The following is a 21,421-nucleotide window of genomic DNA, read 5'->3' on the forward strand; positions in this document are numbered from 1 at the left end:
GAAAGAACGGCCGCAGCCGCTCAATCTGCTCGTCCGTCAGCCAAAACAGGTCGCTCATCCCGGTCTCCTCGCGGAGCCTGAATCAGATCGCGACGCTCATATCAATGGGTCCTGACCCTAGTACCCGTGACGCAATTGGAGGTGCAGGCGAATATTCATAAGAGCGGTGCTCGGCGATTCTTTGACCGAAACTTTTATCTTGACCTCGCAACTGGCACTAAGCGGCTGAGCCTACCAGATGCAGGTACAGTTGTTATCGCGGATGAAAACCGGTCGGCGTTGGAACACGTCCAGAAGGTACGCAACGCCTACCTGGGTCAAGCGGCAAATGGATCAGGCGGGCTCACGCCTTATCGCGGAACTGATCCAATGCCGAAGGCGCTGCTTCGTTTCTCTGCCCAGCTTGACCAAGATGTGACCGAAGGTGAGTGGTACGACACGAGAATTGGTTTGGAGGCGATGTTTGACGCACTCCGTGACAGGAAGGCCGATGAGCCGTGGAAGTCGCTTTTTCGTTCTCTCTCGATCGTCCGTGGAGGGCGAGGCAAGCACCGACCACTCACGGACATGGACCAGCTGCTTTTAGCTGAGCTTCTTCACGAATTGGCTGCCGAGACTGAACTTGACACGGTTGTGCTGTGGGAGGTACGCATAGGCATTTCCGTGCCAAATACTGCCTATGTAAGTAGGCTTATTGCAGCTGTTCGAGCTGTAGCCCCCGATGCGAGCCTAGTGGAGGTGCGGTTCGGCAGCGTTATTCTACGTTTCCGTAGTCCCTCGAGTCGCTTTGCATGGATGCGACAGCTTTTAGAGGCTGGCGTCTTAACGGTGCTTCTAGACGCGAAGGATGTCGATGTCCGGCTTCTGGGCGGAACGGGCGATGCGGATCAGGGATTCGCACCTCGTGATCATGAGTCTGACCTCATCGAGACTATCTGGCATTGGCAGCCAGCCTTCCAGAAGGAAGCTGAGGGCAACGCCGATCTAGCGGAATGGATTTCGGCGTCCATGCGCGAAGGGCGGGTAGCTCAAGGCAGCGTTGCTCTAGAAGTCCCGGTCCCCTCCAGCATGCGCCAAATTCGTCTCGATTTGATGGTTTCATGGCCGGCAGGAGACGTACATGAAACGATAGGGATCGAGTTAATGCGCCTGACGCATCCAAGGCGCTTCCTCGATATGCTCGAACGACTGCTCGGTCTCTCCATTCGCGTGATTTTGGTGGTCGTGGGAACCGAACGCCGACTCGCTCGCATCCGCGACGATATTGCGCACTTGGAGCGGCTCGGCAGTAACGTCCGCGTGGTCACCGTTTTTGAGCAGTCTGAAAGCCACCAGTAGCGTTGTGCGGTCAAAAGATTTGACCCATCTCCAGCCATTCAGGGCTGCTCGGCCGCGTCCAGAAAGTGGCCGCTCGTTCATGTAGGCGGCATCCTTCTTGAAAGCTCGGTTAGCTTACCGAGCGTGTTTCGGAGAGCCGCAGCGAGCGCTGGCACAACATGGCAAGCCGGCTGCAGTCTGCGCTATGACGCTTGCATGGTTCACAACGATGATGCGGCTTGTCGATGAGACGGCTGGACGCGAGCGCGCCGGCCACTCCCGCGGCTGTCGTACCGCGCTTGTACGCGGCTTGCTCGCAAAGCGGCGGCTTCGCCGCGGCCACTTCGGCATTCGCGCTGGTCAAGGTCGGTCGCAATGAACCCTGCCGCTGCAGCTCGAGGAAGAAGTTTAAGCGATGCTGCGAATGACGGAAGCGGCTCGGCGTACCGGCTAACAGCCGAGCTGCGTTGCTAGGTCGGTTAAGCCGCTCGACGACCAATCCCAGTCTTCGCGCTGGTCTCGGTCCGGTGCCGCAATGCCGCCGCGCTCCATCGGTCGGTCCACATAGGCGGTGAGCAGCCCGGAACGACGCGCTGCGGCAAGGTCGCTGTATTGCGCCGCCACCAGGCAAGCTCGCTAGGGGCAACGGCGAGAATGTGTGCCGTCGCCAGATATGCCTCAGGCGCGGGCTTGTATGCGCGGGTCACCTCGGCGCCCATGATCGCGTCCCAAGGCAACCCACCATGCCGCGCCATGGCGAGCATGAGCGCGATGTTGCCGTTCGACAGCGTCACGATCGGGAAACGTTCCTTGAGCCGGGCAAGGCCTTCAACCGCCTCCGGCCATGGGTCCAGCCGATGCCAGGCGCAGGTCCAGTCCTCCAGCATCGCCGGATCGACCGCAGCGATGTTCAAGCCCAGATCGTTCAGCGTCGCTTCGAGCATCTCGCGATGAAGGACGTCGAGCACGACGAACGGCCGCTTGCCATGGCGAACCGCCGCCATTGCCGGCTGATAGCGTGCGCGCCACGCGTCCGCGAAGCCGGCCGGGTCGATGTCGGGCCGCCCGACCGCGGCGAGAAGCGGAGCGGACTCACGTGCGATCCCCGACCGCCAGTCGACCACCGTCCCGAACACGTCGAAAGCCAGCACTCGCGGCGTCATCTCAGTCGACCACCTTGACCGCATGGGCGACGGTGATGATAGGCCGCGCTGCCGCCAGTTCACGCGCCGACATGCCGAACGCTTTAAAGTGGTCGGAAGCCATGTGGGCCTGCACCGCGGCGTCGTCGACATAGAGCTCGTCGAAGACGAACCGCCGCTCCCCCTCGGCCTCCCGCCACAGATCGTAGCGGAGCACCCCAGGCTCGGCTCGTGAGGCGGCGACACAGTCGCCCGCTGCGGCGACGAACGCGTCCTCCTGCCCGGGCTTCACGCTGACGAATGCGACGACCTTGACCGACATGGGTTTCTCCCGACTAACCAAGCCTCGTGCACCCGTCGGTCGCGCGTCACAAGCCATGTGTCGATGCAACCAGGATAATCTGCCCGGTTGGGCGTGATCCAGAAGCGGCCGTTGTTACGGTCGCAGTCCCTTCCGCGAGCATACGTCCGTTCAGCTATTGTCGGCTTGGCAGGTTGTCGCCCGGCGGCTTGCTGACGCGCTGCGACGGTCTTCCATTGCAGATAACGATCAGCTACGCTGGCATGGTCGGAAAAGGCAGGCTTGGTGTGGTCAGCCCAAGCCCTTTCGGTAACGTAAGCTCTGGTCTTTGGCCTTGGCCAGGATCCCCACGACGAACAGTGGGTGCCATTTCGCGGCGCCTGTCCGTTCGTCCGCGAGGGTGCCTGGATGGGGAACGCTCCGGTCGAACAATCGACTGAAGGAGCCTTCACCGTGTCACTCGATCACAACGCCACATACGACGTCATCATTGCCGGCGCTGGGCCGGTTGGCCTCTTTCTCGCATGCGAGCTCGGGCTTGCCGGTTGCCGGTTGCCGGTTGCCGCGTGCTGGTGCTCGAACGTAGCGAGGCAGCGGCATCGCCGCTGAAGAATTTGCCCTTTGGTCTTCGCGGGCTGAACCTGCCGACGATGGAGAGCCTCGACCGGCGTGATCTGTTATCGCCGCTCAAGGCCCGCATGGCGTTGGCCGACACAGTCATCGCCGCACCTTGGACCGCCGGAGCGCGCCGTCCCGCTGGGCATTTTGCCGGTCTGCAATTTTTTTACGACATGGTCGACACGAACGCGTGGCCGTGGCGCTGGGGCGGTGCAGTCGAAGCGCTCGCGGTGACGATGGCCGACCTCGAACACGTGCTGTTTACTCGAGCAAGCCATCTCGGCGTCGTAATCCGCCACGGGTGTGGCGTCGACGGCGTCACGCGGATGGCAAACGGCATCGAGGTCCATGCCGGCGGTATGGCGCATCGGGCCGGTTGGATCGTCGGGTGCGATGGCGGCCGCAGTACCGTTCGCAAGGCCGCCGGGATCAGCTTTGCTGGCACTGAGCCGGAATTCACCGGCTATTCGATGACGCTGCGCCTCAAGGAGCCAAACCGGCTTCGCCCCGGTCGCCAGCATACCGCGTCAGGTATGTACACCTACGCACCGCCCGGCACCGTCACCATGGTCGACTTCGATGGCGGTGTAAGCCATCGCACATCCCCGCTGAGCGACGAGCATCTGCAAGCGGTACTGCGACGCGTGTCGGGCACCGACGTCACGGTCACCGGGGTGGAACTCGCCACGACGTGGACCGATCGCGCGTTTCTCGCCACCAGCTATCGGCAGGGCAGCGTGCTCCTCGCCGGCGACGCGGCGCATGTTCACGCGCCGCTAGGCGGTCAGGGCCTCAATCTAGGCATCGGCGATGCCATGAACCTGGGTTGGAAACTCGCTGCGGTGACCACTGGCCGCGCGTCGCCCTCGTTGCTCGACAGCTATGCGCGGGAACGGCGTCCGATCGCGGAACAAGTGCTCGATTGGTCGCGAGCACAGGTAGCGTTGCTTCGACCAGATCCCGGCGCCGCGGCATTGCGAGCCGTGGTTCGCGAACTGATGGCGACGCGTGACGGGTCGACGTTCTTCGCCGAACGGGTATGGGGCGCCGGGCTGCGATACGATGAACTTGGCGCCGCACATCCTCTCGTGGGCCGCAGCGCACCTGACGCGCCACTTGCGGACGGACGCACAATGAACGAGGCGCTGCGTGGCGGGCAGGCATTGTTGCTCGGTTTCAACCATTCCGAGCAGTTCGCCGAGATTGCTGACGCGTCTACCCAGCTTGACTATTGTGTCTCTTCCTCAGGCGACAAAGCCAATGCGGACGCCGCCCTGATACGCCCTGATGGGATCGTCGCCTGGGCAGGTTCGATCATCGATCGCTTGGCTTTGACCCAGGCTATGGCGCGTCTGTTTGATCCGTTGGGTGCGCCGGCATGATAATTTGTCTGTCGCTCCATGCTGTCACGCGATCCCAGGGACGCACTGTGGCGTTTGAGTAGATCGGCAACCTGCCGAAGCCCGCATCGTTTTGCAGATGATGGAGGCTACTGATGATCGCACTTGCCCTGGCGCTTGCCGCTTCTGACCAATTGGATCGCTGCCTCAACGCTGGTGAGGCAGCCCAGGGTGTGACCTCGGCAATGTCGGCCTGTTTCGTTGCTGATTGTAGACGCGCCGACGTTCGGCTGAACGAGACCTATCGATCGACGATGGAACGACTTTCTAGCGCGCGTCAGTCAGCTTTGCGCACTTCGCAGCGCGCATGGCTTGCTCAGCGTGACCGTGCTTGCCCGCTCGACAACAGCGAGGGCGCAGGGACGATTGAGATGTTGAACCACCCGGCGTGCCTTGCCAAGCAGACGAAGCAGCGGATCACATGGCTCTCCCGCTTTCGCTGATCACGCCACCTTGATCGGCAGCGATCGCGGACCGCGTAGGCCTGCGCGCTGCACAGATAGCCAGCCGCAGCAAACCTTCAGCAACGACCCAATTGCGGTCATTCACCGGCATCTTTCCCTTTCCCGGAAGCGGACGCTTGTTCATCTTGGCAGGGACGAACCGGGTGCAGATGATGGGTCTGCACCGGATGGCCGGTCATTCCCATTGCAAACGATCTGACGCAGACTTTTGACATTCCGAAGTCCGCGGAAAACGGCGGTTTGCGCGTTGGCGTCACAAACCGGACGGTTGTGACACCAATAAGCACCTATCCTTACAGTTCGGACGGTCTTACATGACGCGAGACGGCTGCATCTCGCCAGCGGACGTGACATCCATAAACCGTGGGGCGCGGGCGAAGTCTGCGGTGCCGAACGGTCGATCGCGGAAGAGATAGCTGTAGTAGAAGGTACGCAGACGGCCATGAAACTCACGGATACGGTCTTGGTAAGCCAGCTGCGCATCCAGGTCCGTGCGCGCAAGGCGGGTCAGCAGCGCCTGCACCCCGACTGACGGAAGCACCCACCCGAACGTGCGTCCTGCCGCGTCGCGCGCCTCCAGGCCGGCTCGGTACGCGCGCACGCGTCCGGCCACGCTTTCATCGCCGTTCTGGTGGAAAGCGAGGTACCATTTGTAGTGGAACTCGGGTCCGAGCGGAGGTGAATCCGCCCATTCGGGATGATGCGCGTAAAAGCGGCGCATGGTGTCGTCACGCGGGATATCCCAAGCCCGGTTGACCGCCTCGCGTTGCGCCAGCGCGATCTCGGCACCTTGGTTAACCGGTAGAGCTTGGTTGATCGCGACATTGGCAAGGGTCGGAACCACCAACACCAGCACCAGCCACGACGCTGCGAGCGTCGCGGCGTTTGCGACCGAACTCCAGCGCAGCCGCCCGGCCAGCGCGGCGAGGCCGATCCAGAACAACAGATAGGCAACGATTAGCAGCAACACGACCAGGATGGTGGCGAAAGCAACGCTCTCGATAGCAGCTGCCACCACGAACGGCACCGCGAGCACGGCCCAAAGCACCATGAGACGTAGCCACGTACGCCTACGCCACAACGCTCGCCCGCCGTTTGGCAGCGCCTCGAGCATCCGCGCGCGGCCTGCCTCGCGCTCGGCGGAGACCAGGTCATGGAAGAGCGCGATCACGAACAGGGGCGCAAGGAACACCAGCACGAACGCGAAGTCGAACCGGCCGGGCAGCGCGAGTTCAGGATTGAAGGTATCGCCATCGTAAACCTGCGCCTCCAGCCCCAGAGCACGCACCCGCAGGATGTATGGAGACACATCACGCATGCCCAGCGCAGCGAAGGCCAGCGGGGAAGGGGCGTCCCAGGTCGGATGGAAGCTGTAGTAGGCAGCCGAGCCGGCGTCTTTCTCCTTATCCACCCAGGCGGCGATCGGGCCGATGTCCTGAGCCTGTGCGGCGGGAATCGCGGCGATCGCGGCTCGCTGACGCGCCACCTCCGCCATTCCCGCGACAAGCGCGGCGACGGTCAGTGCTGCGAGCAGCACGAGAGCGATGACGGTCAGCCGTTGCCGGAGGAGCAGACGGAGTTCATGGCCGAACAGGCTCATCGACGTGCTCCCAGCTGGCGGGTAGCGAGCATGAGCAACGCCGCGGCGACTGCCAGCCAACCTAGCACGATTACGAGCCCCGGCACCGCGCCCCTCGCGAGCGTGGCGCCGTCAGGTGCCGCAAAGGCGAATGCGGGCATGGCCTGCCAGTTGCCCGCGTCGATCCGCTTGCGGCGGTCGGCACCGGCGTCCTTTGCAGTGTCGTCGGCATAGCTGACTGCGTCTGCCTGAAGTCGGTTCAGTCGCTGGACGAGCGCATAGCGATACGCCTCCGCCTGTTCGAGAAAGCGACGGTGGCCGGCGAAATCGGTGCCGGCAGCCGCCATCGAGAGCGAGCGGATCGCGATGGCAGGGCTGAGCATCCCGGCGACCTCCACCAGAGCGTTCTGGCTGTCTTGCGCGGCGTAGCTTTGCCCGGCGTAACGTTCGAACAGCTCAGAACTCAGCCGCTCGCCTTCCAAGCCCAGCAATCCCTTGTAGTTCACCGGCAGGTCCTCGACCCGGCTTACGCCATAGCGCGCGAGCACTTGCGCCTTGAAAGCGGCGAAATGCGGGTCGTCAGGGTTATGGCTGTCACCCATTGCTCGCAGGTCCCGCGCAATTGCAACGTCGGTCTGGAGACGATTCTGGAGCGGCACGATCGCGCTCGCGACGTCAGGGGCAACACGCGGCAGCAGCACCACAGTGACTGCCCACAGCGCCACCAGCGCAAGCAACGCATCGCGGCTGCGCCGGACCACTGCGGAGACGAGCAGGATCGCGACGACCCATAGCGTGAGCCATCCAAGATAGCCGAGCGCAATGACCAGCATCGGCATGGCCAGCGCACCCGGCTGTCCCGCGATCAAAACGAAACCGATCATCGCCGGCAAGCCGGCCAGCAAGGCCACCGTGCCGAGTGCGAGCAGCTTGCCACGCACGACCTGCCCACGTGAGACGCCTTGCAACATCAGCAGACGGAGCGTGCCGCGCTCCGTTTCCCGTGCAAGCCCGCCATAGCCGAGAAAGATCAGGAGCAGTGGCGCGACCACTTGAAGCACGAAGGCGGGGGTGAATTGGCCGAAACGCACCAGAAGCGAGCTTTGCCGCACGTCGCCGAAGTTGGCGGTATTCTGACGATGCCCCTCCAAGAACATGCTGTTGCCCGTGAAGGCGTCAACACCGGGATCAAAGGCGGCGAGGGCACCCAGCGGACGGAAGATAAAATGGCCGTAGTGCACCATGCGGTGCGGATGGCGGTCAGGCTGGGCGTCGAACGCCTGCTTTGCAACTGCAGCATGACGGGCGCGAAGCTCGGCAATGCCGTGCTGGTGCGACCAACTGCTCAGCGCCGCGATCAGGGTCAGCAACACCAGCAGTACAATGGCGATGACCGCAACCCGGTTGCGCGCCATCAGGCGCAGCTCGTCACGGGCAATCAGACGGGCGGCGCTCATGCCGCAATCGCCGCGGTACCGGTCTGGAAGCGCGCGTGAAGCGCACGCACGTCGAAGCGCTCCGGGCCGCTTGCCTTAATGTCGTCCACCACCCGACCGCCCTCAAGGAAGGCGATCCGGTCCGCGACATCAGCCGCGGACAGCAGGTCGTGAGTTACCATCAGCACTGTCGTGCCACGATCACGAACCGCCGCGACCAGCGCGTTGAAGTCGGCGGTGGCGCGAGGGTCGAGGCCGGAAGTCGGCTCGTCGAGCAGTAGAACCGGCACCTGTCGAAGGAGTGCGACCGCGATCGCCACCTTCTGCCGCATACCCTTGGAGAAGCCGCCTAGCCGCTGGTCCCAGGCGCGCTCCTGGAGGCCAGCTGCGGAAAGGGCGTCGGTGATAGCGGCGCGTGCCTGCCGCTCGCCCGAAAGGGCTAGCAGATAGTCCGCGTTTTCAACCGCACTCAGATGCTCGTAAAGCGCTACATTCTCCGGGAGATAGGCGATCTGCCGGCGCACACCGTCCGGGTCCGCAGCGGGATCGATCCCGCACACCGACACCTCGCCGCCTCCTGTCCTTGCGAAACCGAGCAGCACGGAAAGGGTCGTGGACTTGCCTGCACCGTTCCCTCCGAGCAGCGCAGTGACGCTGCCGCTTCTGACGGAGAGTGACAGACAATCAAGGACGCGGTGATCGCCGTAGGACAGCGTCACGTCGTGGAGGCGGATGGGTTCGGCTCGATCAGTCATCCCCTTCACTTGCCAACCTTAATGATACAGTGCAACATATCATGAATGGGAACCGCCGGTTGCAGACATGCAACCGTTGGGTTCGGAAGGGGAAAACAAGTGACACGCACCGTTCCGCGGCTCGCCGCGACCGCGATGATCGCGGCGCTTACGGCCACACCGGCGATGGCGCAGAGGATGCCGGCGGAGACAGCCGATACCGAGCCGACCGAGCCAACCGAGCCAACCGATACAACGCAGGACGAGATAATCGTGACCGGCAGCCGCTTCGGCGGGCGCACCGCAACCGGTTCGGCAACACCGGTGGACGCAATCAGCCGTGAGCAGCTCCAGCAGAGCGGGCGCGCCGATCTGATCCAGCAGCTCAAGGTCGAGGTGCCGAGCTTTAACACACCGCGTCCGCTCGGGTCAGGAGTCGGCGATTATCTGCAACCACCATCATTGCGCGGCCTGGGTCCGGGTGAAGTGCTCGTGCTGGTGAACGGGAAGCGACGGCACACCTCTTCCGATCTGAACGCCTCGAACGGGGTCGGTCGCGGCGACGTGTCGGTCGATTTCAATGCGATCCCCTCCTTTGCGCTCAACCGCGCGGAGGTGCTTCGCGACGGTGCGTCGGCGCAATACGGCTCCGATGCGATCTCGGGCGTTATCAATCTCATCCTCGACCGGTCGGTCGGCACGCGCGCGCAGGTCACTGGCGGCATCACCACGGCAGGCGACGGCGCCTATGGTGAGGCGAGCGTTTCATCGGGTATTCGCGTCGGAGACGGCGGTGCCTTTCGGCTGACCGCGTCGATCCAGAAGGCCGAGGGCACAAACCGCTCCCGCCCCGACACCCGCCAGCAGTATTTCGGTACCAATGCGGCCGGTCGGCCGGTTGCGATCTCCGGCAACTACGGCTCCGGCACCGGGCTGACGCCTTCCAACGGCACGCTGGACCCGCGAGAGGCGACGATCGACCGCGACGTGTTCCGGTTCGGTGACCAGCCGAGCACCAACAAGCAGGTGTTCGCCAACTTCGTCGCGCCGGCCGCGCCGAACGTCGAAGTGTATAGCTTCGGCGGCTACAGTCGGCTCGACGGCGACATCGAGTATTTCTTTCGCCGGGCCGGACAGAACGAGACGCTGCGCGCTTTTTATCCCAATGGATACCGGCCGGTTCTCGACTCACAGATCGAATATTTCTCGGTCGCGGCGGGCATTCGCGGCACCGAGCTTGCTGGGTTCGGCTGGGACCTGTCGAGCAACTACGGTGTCAGCACGCAGGATCTTTTCTACGACAACAGCGTCAACGTGACGCTGGGCACCGCCTCGCCGCGACGATTTTACCGGCTCGGTTCAGATTTCTATCAGTGGACCAGTAACCTGGATCTGACCCGCGCCATTCCGCTGGGGGACGACGCTCCGCTCAACGTCGCGGTGGGAGCGGAGTATCGCGAGGAGACCTATCGCCTCTTCTCGGGCGACATCGACGGTTTCCGAGACGGCGGGGTGCGCATCATCGACGGGCCTGGAGCAGGCACGGTTGGACCGATCGGCGCGCAGCCCGGACCAAGTGCCGGCCCTGACGATCGCGCCAGTATCGGGCGGCGGAGCTGGGCAGTCTATGGCGAGCTGGAGAAGACCTTCTTTGACCGGCTGCTCCTTCAGGGCGCAGTTCGGCATGAGAATTATTCGGATTTCGGCGACACCACCAACTACAAGGTCGCTGGCCGGCTGGAGCTGTTCGGCGGCCTTGCGGTGCGCGGCTCCTATAATACGGCGTTCCGCGCACCCGCGCTGGCGCAGCAAGGCTATAATGCCTCAAACACGCTGATCCTGAACGGTGCCCAGGCGATCGTGCGGGTCGCGTCCGTGAACAGCCCCGCGGCTCGTCTGGTCGGTGCGACCGATCTCCGCCCCGAGCGCTCGGACAACCTGTCAGCAGGGCTGGCGTTCGAGGGCGGCAGCATAACGGCGACACTCGACGCCTATCAAATCAAGCTCCGCGATCGCATCGCCATTTCTTCAACCTTCCAGGACGCGCGCCTGACCAGCTTCCTTGTCAATCGCGGCGCGGGCAACTTCAGCGCGATCTCGTACATTACCAACGCGGTCGACACCGACACCAAAGGCGTTGATCTTGTCGTCAACGCGCGTCACCGCTTCGGTGACGGCAGCCTATTCACCGGCACGTTGGCGGGAAACTACACAAAGACCGAATTCGACCGGGTCGCCGGTACGCCTGCACCGCTCGCCGCGCTCGGGATCACGACGCCGTTGTTCGACCTGACGCAGCAGCTGCGGTTTTCTGACAGCCTGCCGCGCACCAAGGTGACGCTGGACCTCAACTACACGCGGGGGCCGGTGACGCTGTCGCTCACAAACACCCGCTACGGCGAAGTAGCGACGGTCGCGCTGACGAACGTGATGATCGCACGTGCCGATATTCTGACGCCGGGCTATCAGACGAGGCAAGTCGCGGCAGCAGCCAATCCGGCCAACGTCGACATCATCCAGGAATTCGGGGCCAAGGTGCTGACCGATGTCGAACTGTCGTGGCAGGTGACGCGTGAGCTGCGCCTGAGCACCGGCGCTCAGAACCTGTTTGACGTCTACCCGGACGAAAACATTGCCTCGACGGTCGCGAGCGTCACCGCCGGCACGAACGGCGCCGACAATGCGGGTACACAGCCATACAACGCGATCTCACCGTTCGGCTTCAATGGCCGGACCGTCTTCGTTCGAGCAGGCCTAAGCTTCTAGGAATCAGCGGATTGTACCGGTGACTGCCCTGCCAAGCGCCACAATCATTCGGTCGTGACGCTTAGCAGGGCTAAGGCAGAATGTCCAAGTGACACACCCTGCTGGCAAGGGTAGGTTGTCCTCCGTGCAGGCCGTCCGGCATCTTCTGGCGCAACGTCATCTCGCCGTGCTGATCTGCGCGGCGACGCTGCTGCTGAAGCTGCTCGTCCCCACCGGCTACATGATCAACAACGATCATGGGCGGATCACCATCACCATCTGCTCCGGCACCGCACCGCGTACGATGACGGTAGGAATGCCGGGCATGCACGGCGACATGCCCGACCACGGCAAGTCGAAGGATCATGGCAAGGCGGAGATGCCTTGCGCCTTTTCGGGCTTGTCGGCTGCGATGCTGGGCTCGATCGATCCCGTCCAGCTCGCCGCGCTCATCGTCTTCATCCTGGCCCTGGGCCTGATCGCCACCGTCCCGCCGGCACCCTCGAGTCCAGCCTATCTACGCCCCCCGCTGCGGGGACCACCGGCCTATCTCTGACCTGTCATCCCGCGCCGCTTCATCCGGCGTGACCATGGAATTGCGGCCCGCGCTCTTAGGCATCGGGCCGGTCAGAGGTATCTCCGATGTCTCGAATACACCTCCTGTTGGGTGCCGCTGCGCCCTGCCTGCTTCTTGCGTTCCCGGTCGCGGCTCAGATGCGAGGCACCGACACTACGGATGACCGCACTGATGCGACGATCATCGTCACCGGCCAGCGTGACCCGCTGAAGCTGGACGATCAGGCGCAGGCGAGCAGCCGCCTCGGGCTATCGATCCGCGAGACGCCGGCGAGCGTCGAGGTACTGACGCAGGACGATCTCCAGGTTCGCGGTCTTCGTACCACACGCGAGACGTTCAACGATGTGGTGGGGGCGATCGCCGGCAACGTGCCGGGCAACCCTGCCGTCGTCAGCTTGCGCGGCTTTGCCGGCAACACCGTATCCATCCTTCAGGACGGCGTGCGGGTGTCTGCCTCGACCGTCGTCCAGCGTGACAGCAACAACTGGCACTATGACCGGGTCGAGGTGCTGAAAGGACCGGCCTCGGTTCTCTACGGCGAGGGCGCGCTTGCCGGCGTCATCAACAAGGTGACGCGCAAGCCAGTGGTGGGCGAACGTCACCTAGACACCCTGCTCTCGGTCGGGAGCTCCGGCACGGTGTTCGCAGCCGGCGGGGTCAACCTGCCGGTATCGTCCACGATCGCGGTGCGGGCGGACGCCAGTTACCAGCGGTCGGACAGCCTCTACGACGTCGAGAACAACGATACCTTCTCGACCGGACTGACCGCCAGCGCGCTATGGAAGCCGAGTGATCGCCTGTCGCTGCTCGTCGAGGTCGATCATTTCGAGGATCGCTACGACGCCACCTATCAGGGTCTGCCCCTGATCCCCGGTCAATATGCGCTGCGCCCGACCGACGCTGTGACGAGCGCGAACGGCCTGGTCGCCGATCGCGCGCTTCGCCGGCGCAACTACAATCCTCAAGGAGCCTATTCAGGTGCCGACGAGACGACGGTGCGCTCGCGGCTCGACTGGTCGATCGGCAGCGGATGGACCTTCGCGCTCGATCTGACCGGTTACACCGCCGATCGCGCATTCCTGCTGGCGGACAGCCAGACCTTCGTCGCGCCCACCGCGGCCTTCCCCAACGGCAGCTTCCGCCAGACCTATCAGGATTTCCGCCACGATCATCAGTTCTGGAATTCGCGGGGGGTGATCGGCAACGATCAATCGATCGCGGGCCTGCGCAACCGCTTCAGCCTTGGCGTCGAACACAACGACACCCATTTTGTCAGCCTGCGTCAGACTGCCCCCACCTCGGCCCTGCCGGCTGTGGACGTGCGCAACCCGGCCGTTGTGCCCCTGCCCGCTAGTACGGGGATCTTCACCGCCGGCAACGTCACTTTCGATTCCAAGCTGAAGCAGACCTCCGTGTTCGCGGAGGATGCGCTGAACCTGACGCCGAAGTGGCTGCTGGTCGGCGGGGTGCGTTGGGATCACATGGAGTTGGACCGGGCGACGATCCAGAATGTCACCGGCGCAGTCGATCGCAACAGTCCGACCTTCGATCCTGTCTCGTGGCGGGCGGGCACGACCTGGGACGTGGGCGGTGGCCTGACGCTTTACGCGCAATATACGACGGCGGTATCGCCGGTGTCCTCGATCCTGCTGGCCTCGATCGCCAATAGCCGCTTCCGGCTAACTAAGGGGCGTGCCTACGAAGCCGGCTTCAAGGCGAGCGGATGGGGCGGTAGGGCAAGCGTCACCGGCGCCGTCTATCGCATCGAGCAGAAAGACATCCTGACACGCGATCCGACCAACCCGGCGCTGGCCGTGCAGGGCGGGCGGCAATCCTCGCGAGGTGTCGAACTGTCCGGCGTCGTTACGCCCATCAAGGCGCTGCGCCTCTCAGGCGGTGTCTCTTACACCGCCGCGCAATATGACGAACTGTCCGAGCTGGTGAGCGGCGTCCGAATCGACCGGAGCGGCAACCGGCCGATCAACGTCCCCTCGACCACGGTCAACGCCTCCGCACTCTACACGATCGCTGACAAGGTGACGGTGGGCGGGTTCCTGCGACACGCCAGCGCCTTCTACACCGACACGGCCAACACGATCCGCGTCGCCGGGCATACCGTGCTCGATGCCAGCTTGTCGTTCCCGGTCGCGCCGCAAGCGACACTGACGCTGCGCGGCCGGAATCTGACGGACGCCTCCTATGGTGAATATTCCGGCTACCCGACCACCAACGTCTATATCGGCGCGCCACGATCGTTCGAGGTGGCGCTGGCGACCCGGTTCTGATGGCTGGGCACCGGCGATCGGCAGCATCATGCGCGCGCATTTTAGTGCGCCGCGTCCACCTGTGGTTGGGGCTAAGCCTCGGGCTGCTGTTTGCGGTGCTGGGCCTCACTGGGTCGGCGCTGGTGTTCTACACCGGCATCGACGCCGCGCTCCACCCTGCCGTCCGCGTCGGGCAAGCCAATCCTGCGCCGGAACTGGCGTCGCCGGTGTGGGACCGCGCGCTGGCGACCGGGCGTGCCCGTTGGCATGATCCGGCCGGCAAATGGACGATCGAAGTTACGGGCGAGGGTGGCACCATTCCAGCGCGCTTCTACCCGTCGTCGGGGCACGGCCACCACGCCGATCGGATGATGGTCTGGTTCTCGCCTGACGGCACCCGGATCGTCCGTGCCGATCCCTGGGGGAGCTATCTGATGAGCTGGCTCTACCAGCTCCACATGGCGCTGCTCGCTGGCGACCTCGGTGGTCAGGTGGTGGGATGGTCGGGCGTGGTGATGCTGGTGCTGCTGGTCAGCGGCATTGCGGCGTGGTGGCCGCGCGGAAGCTGGCGCAAGGCGGTTGCCTTCAAACGCGACGCCGTACCGATCCGCCGACTGCGCGACCTGCACAAGCTGTCTGGCTTGTGGAGCATGGCGCTGCTGTTCGTGCTGGTCGCTACCGGCGTACTGCTGGCGCTGCCACCCGTCACGCAGGCGCTCTTGCAGCCTGCGGCTATTCCGGCCCCGAAATCCTCTGACAGCGGGGGCGGTCGGGTCAGTATCGTTCAAGCGTTTGCAACCGCGCACCAAGCGTTACCGGAGGGTCGGGTTGTCTTCGTGGATATGCCGGGCGCCCATGATGCGCTGGTCCGCGTTCGGCTCCAGGTGCCCGGTGATCCCCATCGGCGCTTCCCGGGCAGCTACGTCTTCATCGACCAGTTCTCAGGCCGGGTGCTGGCGCTGCATGATGTTCGCCACGCCGGCACCGGAACGGCCGTGGCGAGCTGGGTTCGCACCCTGCACGACGGTACAGTCGGAGGCTTGGCGACGCGCATTCTGGCGGTGTTGCTGGGCTTAGTTCCGGCGCTGCTGTTCGCAACCGGCATCTTGCATTGGCTACGCCGTGCAAAGGCCTCTCGCTCTACCGGATCACTCTATTTGGGTGTCACAACCGAACGGTTGTGACACCTACTGATCAGCCAGTCGCTGCTGCACTGACCCAGTTGCGGACGTTCAGGCTGGCTCTGCCGCTTTCCGAAAACGGACGTTCGTTCAGGGAGATGCTAACGCCGGGACTTGGGCCGGTTGCAGCCTGACAGCTTCCGGGCGCCAGAACGCGCGAAGCGAAGTTGGATTGGCTCGCTGGTCGAGCCAGGAAGGCCCACAAGTTGCCTTCCGGGGCGGATAGCGACCGCTAAAACCGAACAATTAGTGAACGGATCGGGGGTCTACCCCCGATTAATAAGAGCTCCTTTCCGAAGTCGTGTGTGCCGATGCGCTACACGCAAAGCCAAATTCGTGAGCTGCTGTCCATTTCCGTGGATGCCCTGCGGACGTGGCGGGATGCCATCCCGACTTTGGCTACGCACAAGGGTCACGCTCCAAGCTTCACACCTGGGGACGTCGTCGCGATGGCCATCGTGGCCGAACTGGTCAGAGATTTCGGCATCCACGTTGGCACGATTGGCGACCGTTTTGATGAACTGTTCAGCGAGTGTCGCGGCAAATCTTGGCTCTCGTTGGAAATCTGCGTTGCCATAATCGAAGCGGATAAAATCCGTCTCGTTGACGCTCGCTCGTCGACGCGTCCTTCGCCCGACGCTTCCACCCTATGCGTTCCTTGTGGACCTATCGTGTCGCGCTTGCGGTCTGCGCTTACGGCTACGGAGGCGGATCTCGCTCAAGGCTATCTGCAGTTTCCCCCCACAGCGATTGGCCCGCAAACCGAGCGACGTGGAAGACGGGCATGACCACCCTCCTGGCATCGGCAATAGCGCCGGAGTGGAAAGACCGGCTGGGGCTCACACATCGGCGCTCGCCTGAACGCTACGAGTCAGCCGAGGCCGTCAGCGACGTGCCGCACGCGCCGGCTATGCTGCATCCGTCGGGGTTAACCCCGACGGATGCAAACCAGAAACTTGTGTCATGCCCGGATGAGAAACTGGGGGACCGTCATCGAGGTGCGCGATGCCCCACCCCTATGCCACGATCACCAATTAAACAGCAGGTGCATTTGGTTTGACGAAGCCAGTGGCGCCCTTGCCCACCGTCATCTGCCACAAATCAAATTTAATTAAACTGTTACTATCAGCGTCAACGCAGGACCGATTAGAGCAAATCGTTTTGCATTTGTAATTAGCCGTAGGGGTTTTCTAAACCCGACAGGATCATCTCTGCGTACGTTCGCCCAATCTCCTGCGCGCTCGCATCGCTTTCCCCGGGGCGGAACCAACGGTGTGTCCAACCGATGACGCCGAAGATACCGAAAGCCACGATCTGCGCCGGCCCGAGATTGCGCAGGCTACCGTCGGCATAGCCCTGCTCGATGATCGCGATCATGCTTTGCGTCGTCAGCCGGTTCACTTCGCGCATGTCCTGCGACCATTGCGATCGCGCATCGCTGACGTGGCTCAGGTTTTCGCGGATATAAATGTAGAACAGCGGATAATGATCGCCGTAGGACGTCATCAACATGACGATCAGGTCCCGCAACTTGCGGCGCGGCGCCAGGTCGCTGGTTTCGATCTGCTTGGCCATCGCGCAATTGCGCTCGACCACGGTGCGGACGACCTCGTCGAACAACTCCTCCTTCGAAGAGATGTAATAATATAGCGAGGCGCGGTCGACGCCCATTTCCTCCGCCACCGCAGCGATGCTGGCCTGCTTGAAACCCAATCGATTGAAGACACGCACCGCGGCCTCGGCGATCTCCTTGCGCTTGGCCTGATAGGTCGCGCTGGAATCGGTACGCGCGGCCCAGCGGCGGCGGCCGATGCCGCTTTGCTTTACCGGCTTGTCCTGATGTTCGTCGTCCATAGCGCCTCTTGCACCAGCCCGCTGGGCAGATCAAACGATCCCCCGCCAGCCTGTCAACATTGACGTTGACGTTTGCAGGCATGGCGGTGCAAGCTGCCGCCGATGACCGATCCTGCATCGCTCGCGCCCGCCTTCGCCGCACTGCTCGCCGATCCGCGTGCCACGCTCCGTCCGCCACGCGCCGACATGCCGATGCCGGCTTATCGCGCGCGCCTGGATAGTCCGATGATCGCCGCGACTGGCCCGGCCCTGCCCGAAGTCACATCCGCATGGACGCCATGCGGTGTACCGATGCGGCTCTATCAGCCCACGCCGCCCCCTGCCGCCACGATCCTTTTCATGCACGGCGGCGGGTTCGTCGCCGGCTCGCTGGAGACGCACGATGCGCTGTGCCGGATGCTCGCGCTCGCTAGCGGCGCGCGGGTGGTGTCGGTCGGCTACCGTCTCGCTCCGGAGGCTACGCAGCCCGCCGCGCAGGAGGATTGCGCGGCGGCGCTCCGCTGGGTTGCGACAACACAAAGTTCGGCGCGCCTCCTTCTCTGCGGCGACAGCGCCGGCGGCTATCTGGCGGCCATGACGGCGCTGCACGCCCCCCGCGACGGCATCGCCGTGGCGGGGCTGGGCCTGTTCTACCCCGCAATCTCTCCCGCCTGCGCAACGCCATCATGGCAGCGACTGGGCGAGGGCCACATGCTGACGCGCGACTGGATGCGATGGGCGTGGAGCACCTACCTGTGCGCTGCCCCCAACAAGGCAGGTGACGGTCTGCTCGCCGCCGACCTCGGCCACCTGCCACCGACGCATGTCATCACCGCCGCCTTTGACCCGTTGCGCGACGAAGGCGAAGCGTTCGTCGCGGCGATCGCGGCGCAGGGCGGCACGGCGACGCTCACCTGTTATCCGGGCATGATCCACGGCTTCGTCAGCCTGCCGATACTCACCTCGCTGGCCGACCGCGCCATCACAGAAATGGCCACGACGCTTCTTAGTCAACAACAGTGTTGACTAAATTCGACGACCCGGCCATATCTCGTTCCAGGAGAGCAGCCGGACGCCCCGTCGTCCGGCGCGCGAGGAAAGAAGAACTCGATGACCGAGTCGATACGAGAGGATGCCGCGGCCGGCGGCGCGCCAACCTGGCTCGCAGAGGCAATCGCGCAGGCGAACATCCCGACGCTCGCCTGCGTGCTGGTGCAGCTGACCGGCGATACCGGCTGCATTGAGGGGCGCTTCATCCCCGCACGCACCCGTGGGCTCGACGACAATGACGACGGCGGTTTGCCGACCGCAGTGCAGGATGAGATCCGCGCCGCGGCGCGTGACGCCTTCACCGACTGGTTCGCCGGCCGCGCGCCCGCGCTACCCGTTCCCGACGATGCGCTGCTAGTCCGGATGATGAGTGTGTCGCTCGGCGAGGCGATTCCCGCCGGCTATGCGGCGATGATCCGGCACGAGCTGCAACTGCCCGGCGAAGAGCTGGCGATTGAGGCCGCGAACGGCATCGCACCACCACCCGGCTTTCGCGCGCTCATCATCGGCGCGGGGATCTCGGGCCTGTCGGCGGCGATCCAGTTCGCCGCGGCGGGCATCCCATTCACCATCGTCGAGCGGCGCGGCGATCTGGGCGGGGTATGGTTCGAAAACCGCTATCCCGGCGCCGCCTGCGACGTGCCGAGCCACCTCTATTCTTTTTCCTACGCCCCCTTCGCCTGGTCTCGCTATTTCGCGGGCAGCCGTGAAATTCATGCCTATCTGCACGACGTCGCCGACCGGTTCGACATCCGTCGCCACATCCGCTTCGGGCTGGAGGTAAGCGAGGCGCGCTGGGATGCCGATGTCGCCGCATGGCACGTCGATGTCGTCGATGCCGACGGCCGGGGGGAGACGCTGACCGCGAGCATGATACTGAGCGGCGTCGGCGCCTTCAATAAGCCCCGCCTGCCCGACGTCCCTGGCATCGACGATTTCGAGGGCCCCAGCGTCCACACCGCGCGCTATCCCGACGTTGGACTGGATCTAGCGGGCAAGCATGTCGTACTGGTTGGCAACGGCGCCAGCGCGATGCAGGTCGGTCCCGCGATCGTCGACACGGTTGCGTCGCTGACCGTCGTCAACCGCACCCCGCAATGGGTCGCCCCCTTCCCCAAGTTCGGCCAGTCGATACCCGACGCGCTGCAACGGCTGATGCAGGCGATGCCGCTCTATCGCCTGTGGTATCGACTGCGGCTCAGCTGGGCGTTCAACGACAAGCAATATGAGGCGCTGCGCCAAGACCCCGACTGGGACAGCCAGGGCCGCTCGATTAACGCGATCAACGATTCGCACCGCCGCGGCCTTACCCGCTATATCGAGGCGGAGCTGCGCGAGCGGCCAGATCTGATCCCCGCGATGATCCCGTCCTATCCGCCGTTCGGCAAGCGGATGCTGCTCGACAACGGCTGGTATCGAATGCTGTCGCGCCCGCACGTCACCTATGTCAAGGGCGCCGTCGCCGCGGTCCGCCCGCACGGCGTCGTCACCAGCGACGGCGCCGAACATCCTGCCGATGCGATCATCTGGGCGACGGGGTTCGACGTCGTCAACCTGCTGGCGCCGATGCGCGTCGTCGGGGTCGGTGGGCGTACCATTCACGGGGACTGGGACGGCGATGACGCCCGCGCCTACCTCGGCACGGTTGTGCCGGGCTATCCCAACTTCTTCTGCCTCTACGGGCCGAATACGCAATACGGCCATGGCGGCAGCCTGATCTCGGTGCTCGAACGCCAGATGCACTATGTCATGTCGTTGCTGCGCCAGATGTTCGCAGGCGGCATCGCCACCGTCGATGTGCGACCGGAGGTGTACGAAGCCTATAACGCGCGCGTCGACGCGACGCATGCGGGACTGGTGTGGACCTATCCCGGTGTCGATGGCTACGTCCGCAATTCGAAGGGGCGGATCGTCGTCAACAATCCGTTCCGCATCCTCGACATGTGGCGGATGACACAGACGGCAGACCTCACGGATTATCGCCTGACCTATGCCCATGATCGGGTGCCGGCATGAGCCTGCGCGTCGACCGCCACGATGCGGTGCTGGTGATGACGATCGATCGCCCGGCGCAGCGGAACGCCGTCAACCGTGCGGTATCGCTCGCGCTTGCCGAGGCCCTCGATACGCTGGATCGCGACCCCGCGCTGCGCGCCGGTATCGTGACGGGCGCCGGCGGAAATTTCTGTTCGGGGATGGACCTGAAGGCGTTCGTCGCCGGCGAGCGCCCCGAGCTGGAGGGGCGTGGTTTCGCCGGTGTCACCGAAGCGCCCCCCGCCAAGCCGCTGATCGCCGCGGTCGAGGGGTATGCGCTGGCCGGCGGATGCGAGCTGGCGCTGGCGTGCGACCTGATCGTCGCGGGCGAGGACGCGATGTTCGGCCTGCCCGAGGTCGCTCGCGGCCTCGTCGCCGGATCGGGCGGGCTGGTGCGACTGCGCGAGCGCATCCCGCCAGCGATCGCGCTGGAATATGCGCTGACGGCAAGGCGGATGGATGCCCCGACCGCGCATCGCTGGGGCTTGGTCAACCGGCTCGCGCCGACCGGAGGCGCGCTGGAGGCGGCGCTGGCGCTGGCGCAGGACATCGCCGCCAACGCCCCGCTGTCGGTGCTCGCGAGCAAGCGGATCATGGCAGAGTCGCCCGACTGGGCGCTCGACGAGCGGTGGCAGCGCCAGCGCGGGCTGGTCGAGGCGGTGCTCGCCTCCGCCGATGCGCAGGAAGGCGCGCATGCCTTCGCCGAGAAACGTCCGCCGGTATGGCGCGGTGCATAGCAGGGAGTT

The 21,421-nt window shown here is 64.2% G+C and carries 18 protein-coding genes; 12 read left to right on the top strand and 6 right to left on the bottom strand.

What is annotated here, in order from left to right; translation table 11 throughout:
• Positions 1-111: 111 nt before the first annotated feature.
• Both AC4GY7_RS17570 and AC4GY7_RS17575 read left to right on the top strand, forming a co-directional pair.
• On the top strand, positions 112-1,338 hold the full coding sequence (locus AC4GY7_RS17570) for a hypothetical protein (protein WP_491116486.1): 1,227 nt from the start codon (positions 112-114) through the stop codon (positions 1,336-1,338).
• A gap of 224 nt (positions 1,339-1,562) precedes the next feature.
• On the top strand, positions 1,563-1,745 hold the full coding sequence (locus tag AC4GY7_RS17575; protein ID WP_491116432.1) for an SEC-C metal-binding domain-containing protein: 183 nt from the start codon (positions 1,563-1,565) through the stop codon (positions 1,743-1,745).
• 51 nt (positions 1,746-1,796) lie between these two features.
• Here the strand turns inward: AC4GY7_RS17575 and AC4GY7_RS17580 are convergent, their stop codons facing one another.
• Positions 1,797-2,468 carry an HAD family hydrolase gene (locus AC4GY7_RS17580; RefSeq protein ID WP_491116434.1) on the bottom strand — a complete coding sequence of 224 codons (672 nt, stop codon included), beginning with the start codon at positions 2,466-2,468 and terminating at the stop codon, positions 1,797-1,799.
• Positions 2,469-2,481: 13 nt separating this feature from the next.
• On the bottom strand, positions 2,482-2,781 hold the full coding sequence (locus AC4GY7_RS17585) for a putative quinol monooxygenase (protein WP_491116436.1): 300 nt from the start codon (positions 2,779-2,781) through the stop codon (positions 2,482-2,484).
• Between the two features lie 545 nt (positions 2,782-3,326).
• Here AC4GY7_RS17585 and AC4GY7_RS17590 point away from each other — a divergent pair.
• Positions 3,327-4,760: an FAD-dependent monooxygenase gene (locus AC4GY7_RS17590; protein ID WP_491116438.1), complete on the top strand. Its 1,434-nt coding sequence runs from the start codon at positions 3,327-3,329 to the stop codon at positions 4,758-4,760.
• A 113-nt stretch (positions 4,761-4,873) separates the two neighbouring features.
• The gene (locus AC4GY7_RS17595; protein WP_491116440.1) at positions 4,874-5,221 is read left to right on the top strand and encodes a lysozyme inhibitor LprI family protein; all 348 of its coding nucleotides are present in this window, start codon (positions 4,874-4,876) and stop codon (positions 5,219-5,221) included.
• Between the two features lie 331 nt (positions 5,222-5,552).
• Here the strand turns inward: AC4GY7_RS17595 and AC4GY7_RS17600 are convergent, their stop codons facing one another.
• The 3 genes from AC4GY7_RS17600 to AC4GY7_RS17610 are packed head-to-tail and all read right to left on the bottom strand — an operon-like array spanning position 5,553 to position 9,012.
• Positions 5,553-6,842 (bottom strand): DUF3526 domain-containing protein, encoded by a 1,290-nt coding sequence (locus AC4GY7_RS17600; protein WP_491116442.1) that lies wholly within the window; start codon positions 6,840-6,842, stop codon positions 5,553-5,555.
• The gene (locus AC4GY7_RS17605) at positions 6,839-8,278 is read right to left on the bottom strand and encodes an ABC transporter permease (RefSeq protein ID WP_491116444.1); all 1,440 of its coding nucleotides are present in this window, start codon (positions 8,276-8,278) and stop codon (positions 6,839-6,841) included. Before AC4GY7_RS17605 ends, AC4GY7_RS17600 begins: the two co-directional genes overlap by 4 nt.
• The gene (locus AC4GY7_RS17610; RefSeq protein ID WP_491116446.1) at positions 8,275-9,012 is read right to left on the bottom strand and encodes an ABC transporter ATP-binding protein; all 738 of its coding nucleotides are present in this window, start codon (positions 9,010-9,012) and stop codon (positions 8,275-8,277) included. Before AC4GY7_RS17610 ends, AC4GY7_RS17605 begins: the two co-directional genes overlap by 4 nt.
• Positions 9,013-9,111: 99 nt before the next feature.
• On the opposite strand from AC4GY7_RS17610, the gene AC4GY7_RS17615 reads away from it, so the two are divergent.
• From AC4GY7_RS17615 to AC4GY7_RS17635, 5 genes are all read left to right on the top strand, one after another.
• Entirely contained in the window at positions 9,112-11,757 is a 2,646-nt protein-coding gene (locus AC4GY7_RS17615; RefSeq protein ID WP_491116448.1) for a TonB-dependent receptor plug domain-containing protein, read from the top strand.
• Positions 11,758-11,881: 124 nt separating this feature from the next.
• Positions 11,882-12,292, top strand: a complete 411-nt coding sequence (locus AC4GY7_RS17620; protein WP_491116450.1) for a DUF2946 family protein — start codon at positions 11,882-11,884, stop codon at positions 12,290-12,292.
• Between the two features lie 158 nt (positions 12,293-12,450).
• Complete coding sequence (locus tag AC4GY7_RS17625) at positions 12,451-14,598, top strand: TonB-dependent receptor (protein ID WP_491116452.1); 2,148 nt, start codon at positions 12,451-12,453, stop codon at positions 14,596-14,598.
• A 44-nt stretch (positions 14,599-14,642) separates the two neighbouring features.
• Positions 14,643-15,761 carry a PepSY-associated TM helix domain-containing protein gene (locus AC4GY7_RS17630; protein WP_491116454.1) on the top strand — a complete coding sequence of 373 codons (1,119 nt, stop codon included), beginning with the start codon at positions 14,643-14,645 and terminating at the stop codon, positions 15,759-15,761.
• A gap of 308 nt (positions 15,762-16,069) precedes the next feature.
• Entirely contained in the window at positions 16,070-16,546 is a 477-nt protein-coding gene (locus AC4GY7_RS17635) for a hypothetical protein (RefSeq protein WP_491116456.1), read from the top strand.
• A 385-nt stretch (positions 16,547-16,931) separates the two neighbouring features.
• Here the strand turns inward: AC4GY7_RS17635 and AC4GY7_RS17640 are convergent, their stop codons facing one another.
• On the bottom strand, positions 16,932-17,612 hold the full coding sequence (locus AC4GY7_RS17640) for a TetR/AcrR family transcriptional regulator (protein WP_491116458.1): 681 nt from the start codon (positions 17,610-17,612) through the stop codon (positions 16,932-16,934).
• 102 nt (positions 17,613-17,714) lie between these two features.
• On the opposite strand from AC4GY7_RS17640, the gene AC4GY7_RS17645 reads away from it, so the two are divergent.
• The 3 genes from AC4GY7_RS17645 (at position 17,715) to AC4GY7_RS17655 (ending at position 21,412) form a co-directional block, all read left to right on the top strand.
• Positions 17,715-18,617 carry an alpha/beta hydrolase gene (locus AC4GY7_RS17645; protein WP_491116459.1) on the top strand — a complete coding sequence of 301 codons (903 nt, stop codon included), beginning with the start codon at positions 17,715-17,717 and terminating at the stop codon, positions 18,615-18,617.
• Between the two features lie 84 nt (positions 18,618-18,701).
• Positions 18,702-20,657, top strand: a complete 1,956-nt coding sequence (locus AC4GY7_RS17650; protein WP_491116461.1) for a flavin-containing monooxygenase — start codon at positions 18,702-18,704, stop codon at positions 20,655-20,657.
• A complete protein-coding gene (locus AC4GY7_RS17655) occupies positions 20,654-21,412 on the top strand; it encodes a crotonase/enoyl-CoA hydratase family protein (protein ID WP_491116463.1) in 759 nt (252 codons plus the stop codon). The genes AC4GY7_RS17650 and AC4GY7_RS17655 overlap by 4 nt, the downstream gene beginning before the upstream one ends.
• Positions 21,413-21,421: the final 9 nt, after the last annotated feature.

Source organism: Sphingomonas sp. SP5 (assembly GCF_058313455.1).

Excerpts from the sequence above, each read along its gene's own strand:
- AC4GY7_RS17575 (WP_491116432.1), top strand. The coding sequence starts at position 1,563 with ATGAGACGGCTGGACGCGAGCGCGCCGGCCACTCCCGCGGCTGTCGTA.
- AC4GY7_RS17585 (WP_491116436.1), bottom strand. The coding sequence starts at position 2,781 with ATGTCGGTCAAGGTCGTCGCATTCGTCAGCGTGAAGCCCGGGCAGGAG.
- AC4GY7_RS17595 (WP_491116440.1), top strand. The coding sequence starts at position 4,874 with ATGATCGCACTTGCCCTGGCGCTTGCCGCTTCTGACCAATTGGATCGC.
- AC4GY7_RS17600 (WP_491116442.1), bottom strand. The coding sequence starts at position 6,842 with ATGAGCCTGTTCGGCCATGAACTCCGTCTGCTCCTCCGGCAACGGCTG.
- AC4GY7_RS17605 (WP_491116444.1), bottom strand. The coding sequence starts at position 8,278 with ATGAGCGCCGCCCGTCTGATTGCCCGTGACGAGCTGCGCCTGATGGCG.
- AC4GY7_RS17610 (WP_491116446.1), bottom strand. The coding sequence starts at position 9,012 with ATGACTGATCGAGCCGAACCCATCCGCCTCCACGACGTGACGCTGTCC.
- AC4GY7_RS17625 (WP_491116452.1), top strand. The coding sequence starts at position 12,451 with ATGCGAGGCACCGACACTACGGATGACCGCACTGATGCGACGATCATC.
- AC4GY7_RS17635 (WP_491116456.1), top strand. The coding sequence starts at position 16,070 with ATGCGCTACACGCAAAGCCAAATTCGTGAGCTGCTGTCCATTTCCGTG.
- AC4GY7_RS17640 (WP_491116458.1), bottom strand. The coding sequence starts at position 17,612 with ATGGACGACGAACATCAGGACAAGCCGGTAAAGCAAAGCGGCATCGGC.
- AC4GY7_RS17645 (WP_491116459.1), top strand. The coding sequence starts at position 17,715 with ATGACCGATCCTGCATCGCTCGCGCCCGCCTTCGCCGCACTGCTCGCC.
- AC4GY7_RS17650 (WP_491116461.1), top strand. The coding sequence starts at position 18,702 with ATGACCGAGTCGATACGAGAGGATGCCGCGGCCGGCGGCGCGCCAACC.
- AC4GY7_RS17655 (WP_491116463.1), top strand. The coding sequence starts at position 20,654 with ATGAGCCTGCGCGTCGACCGCCACGATGCGGTGCTGGTGATGACGATC.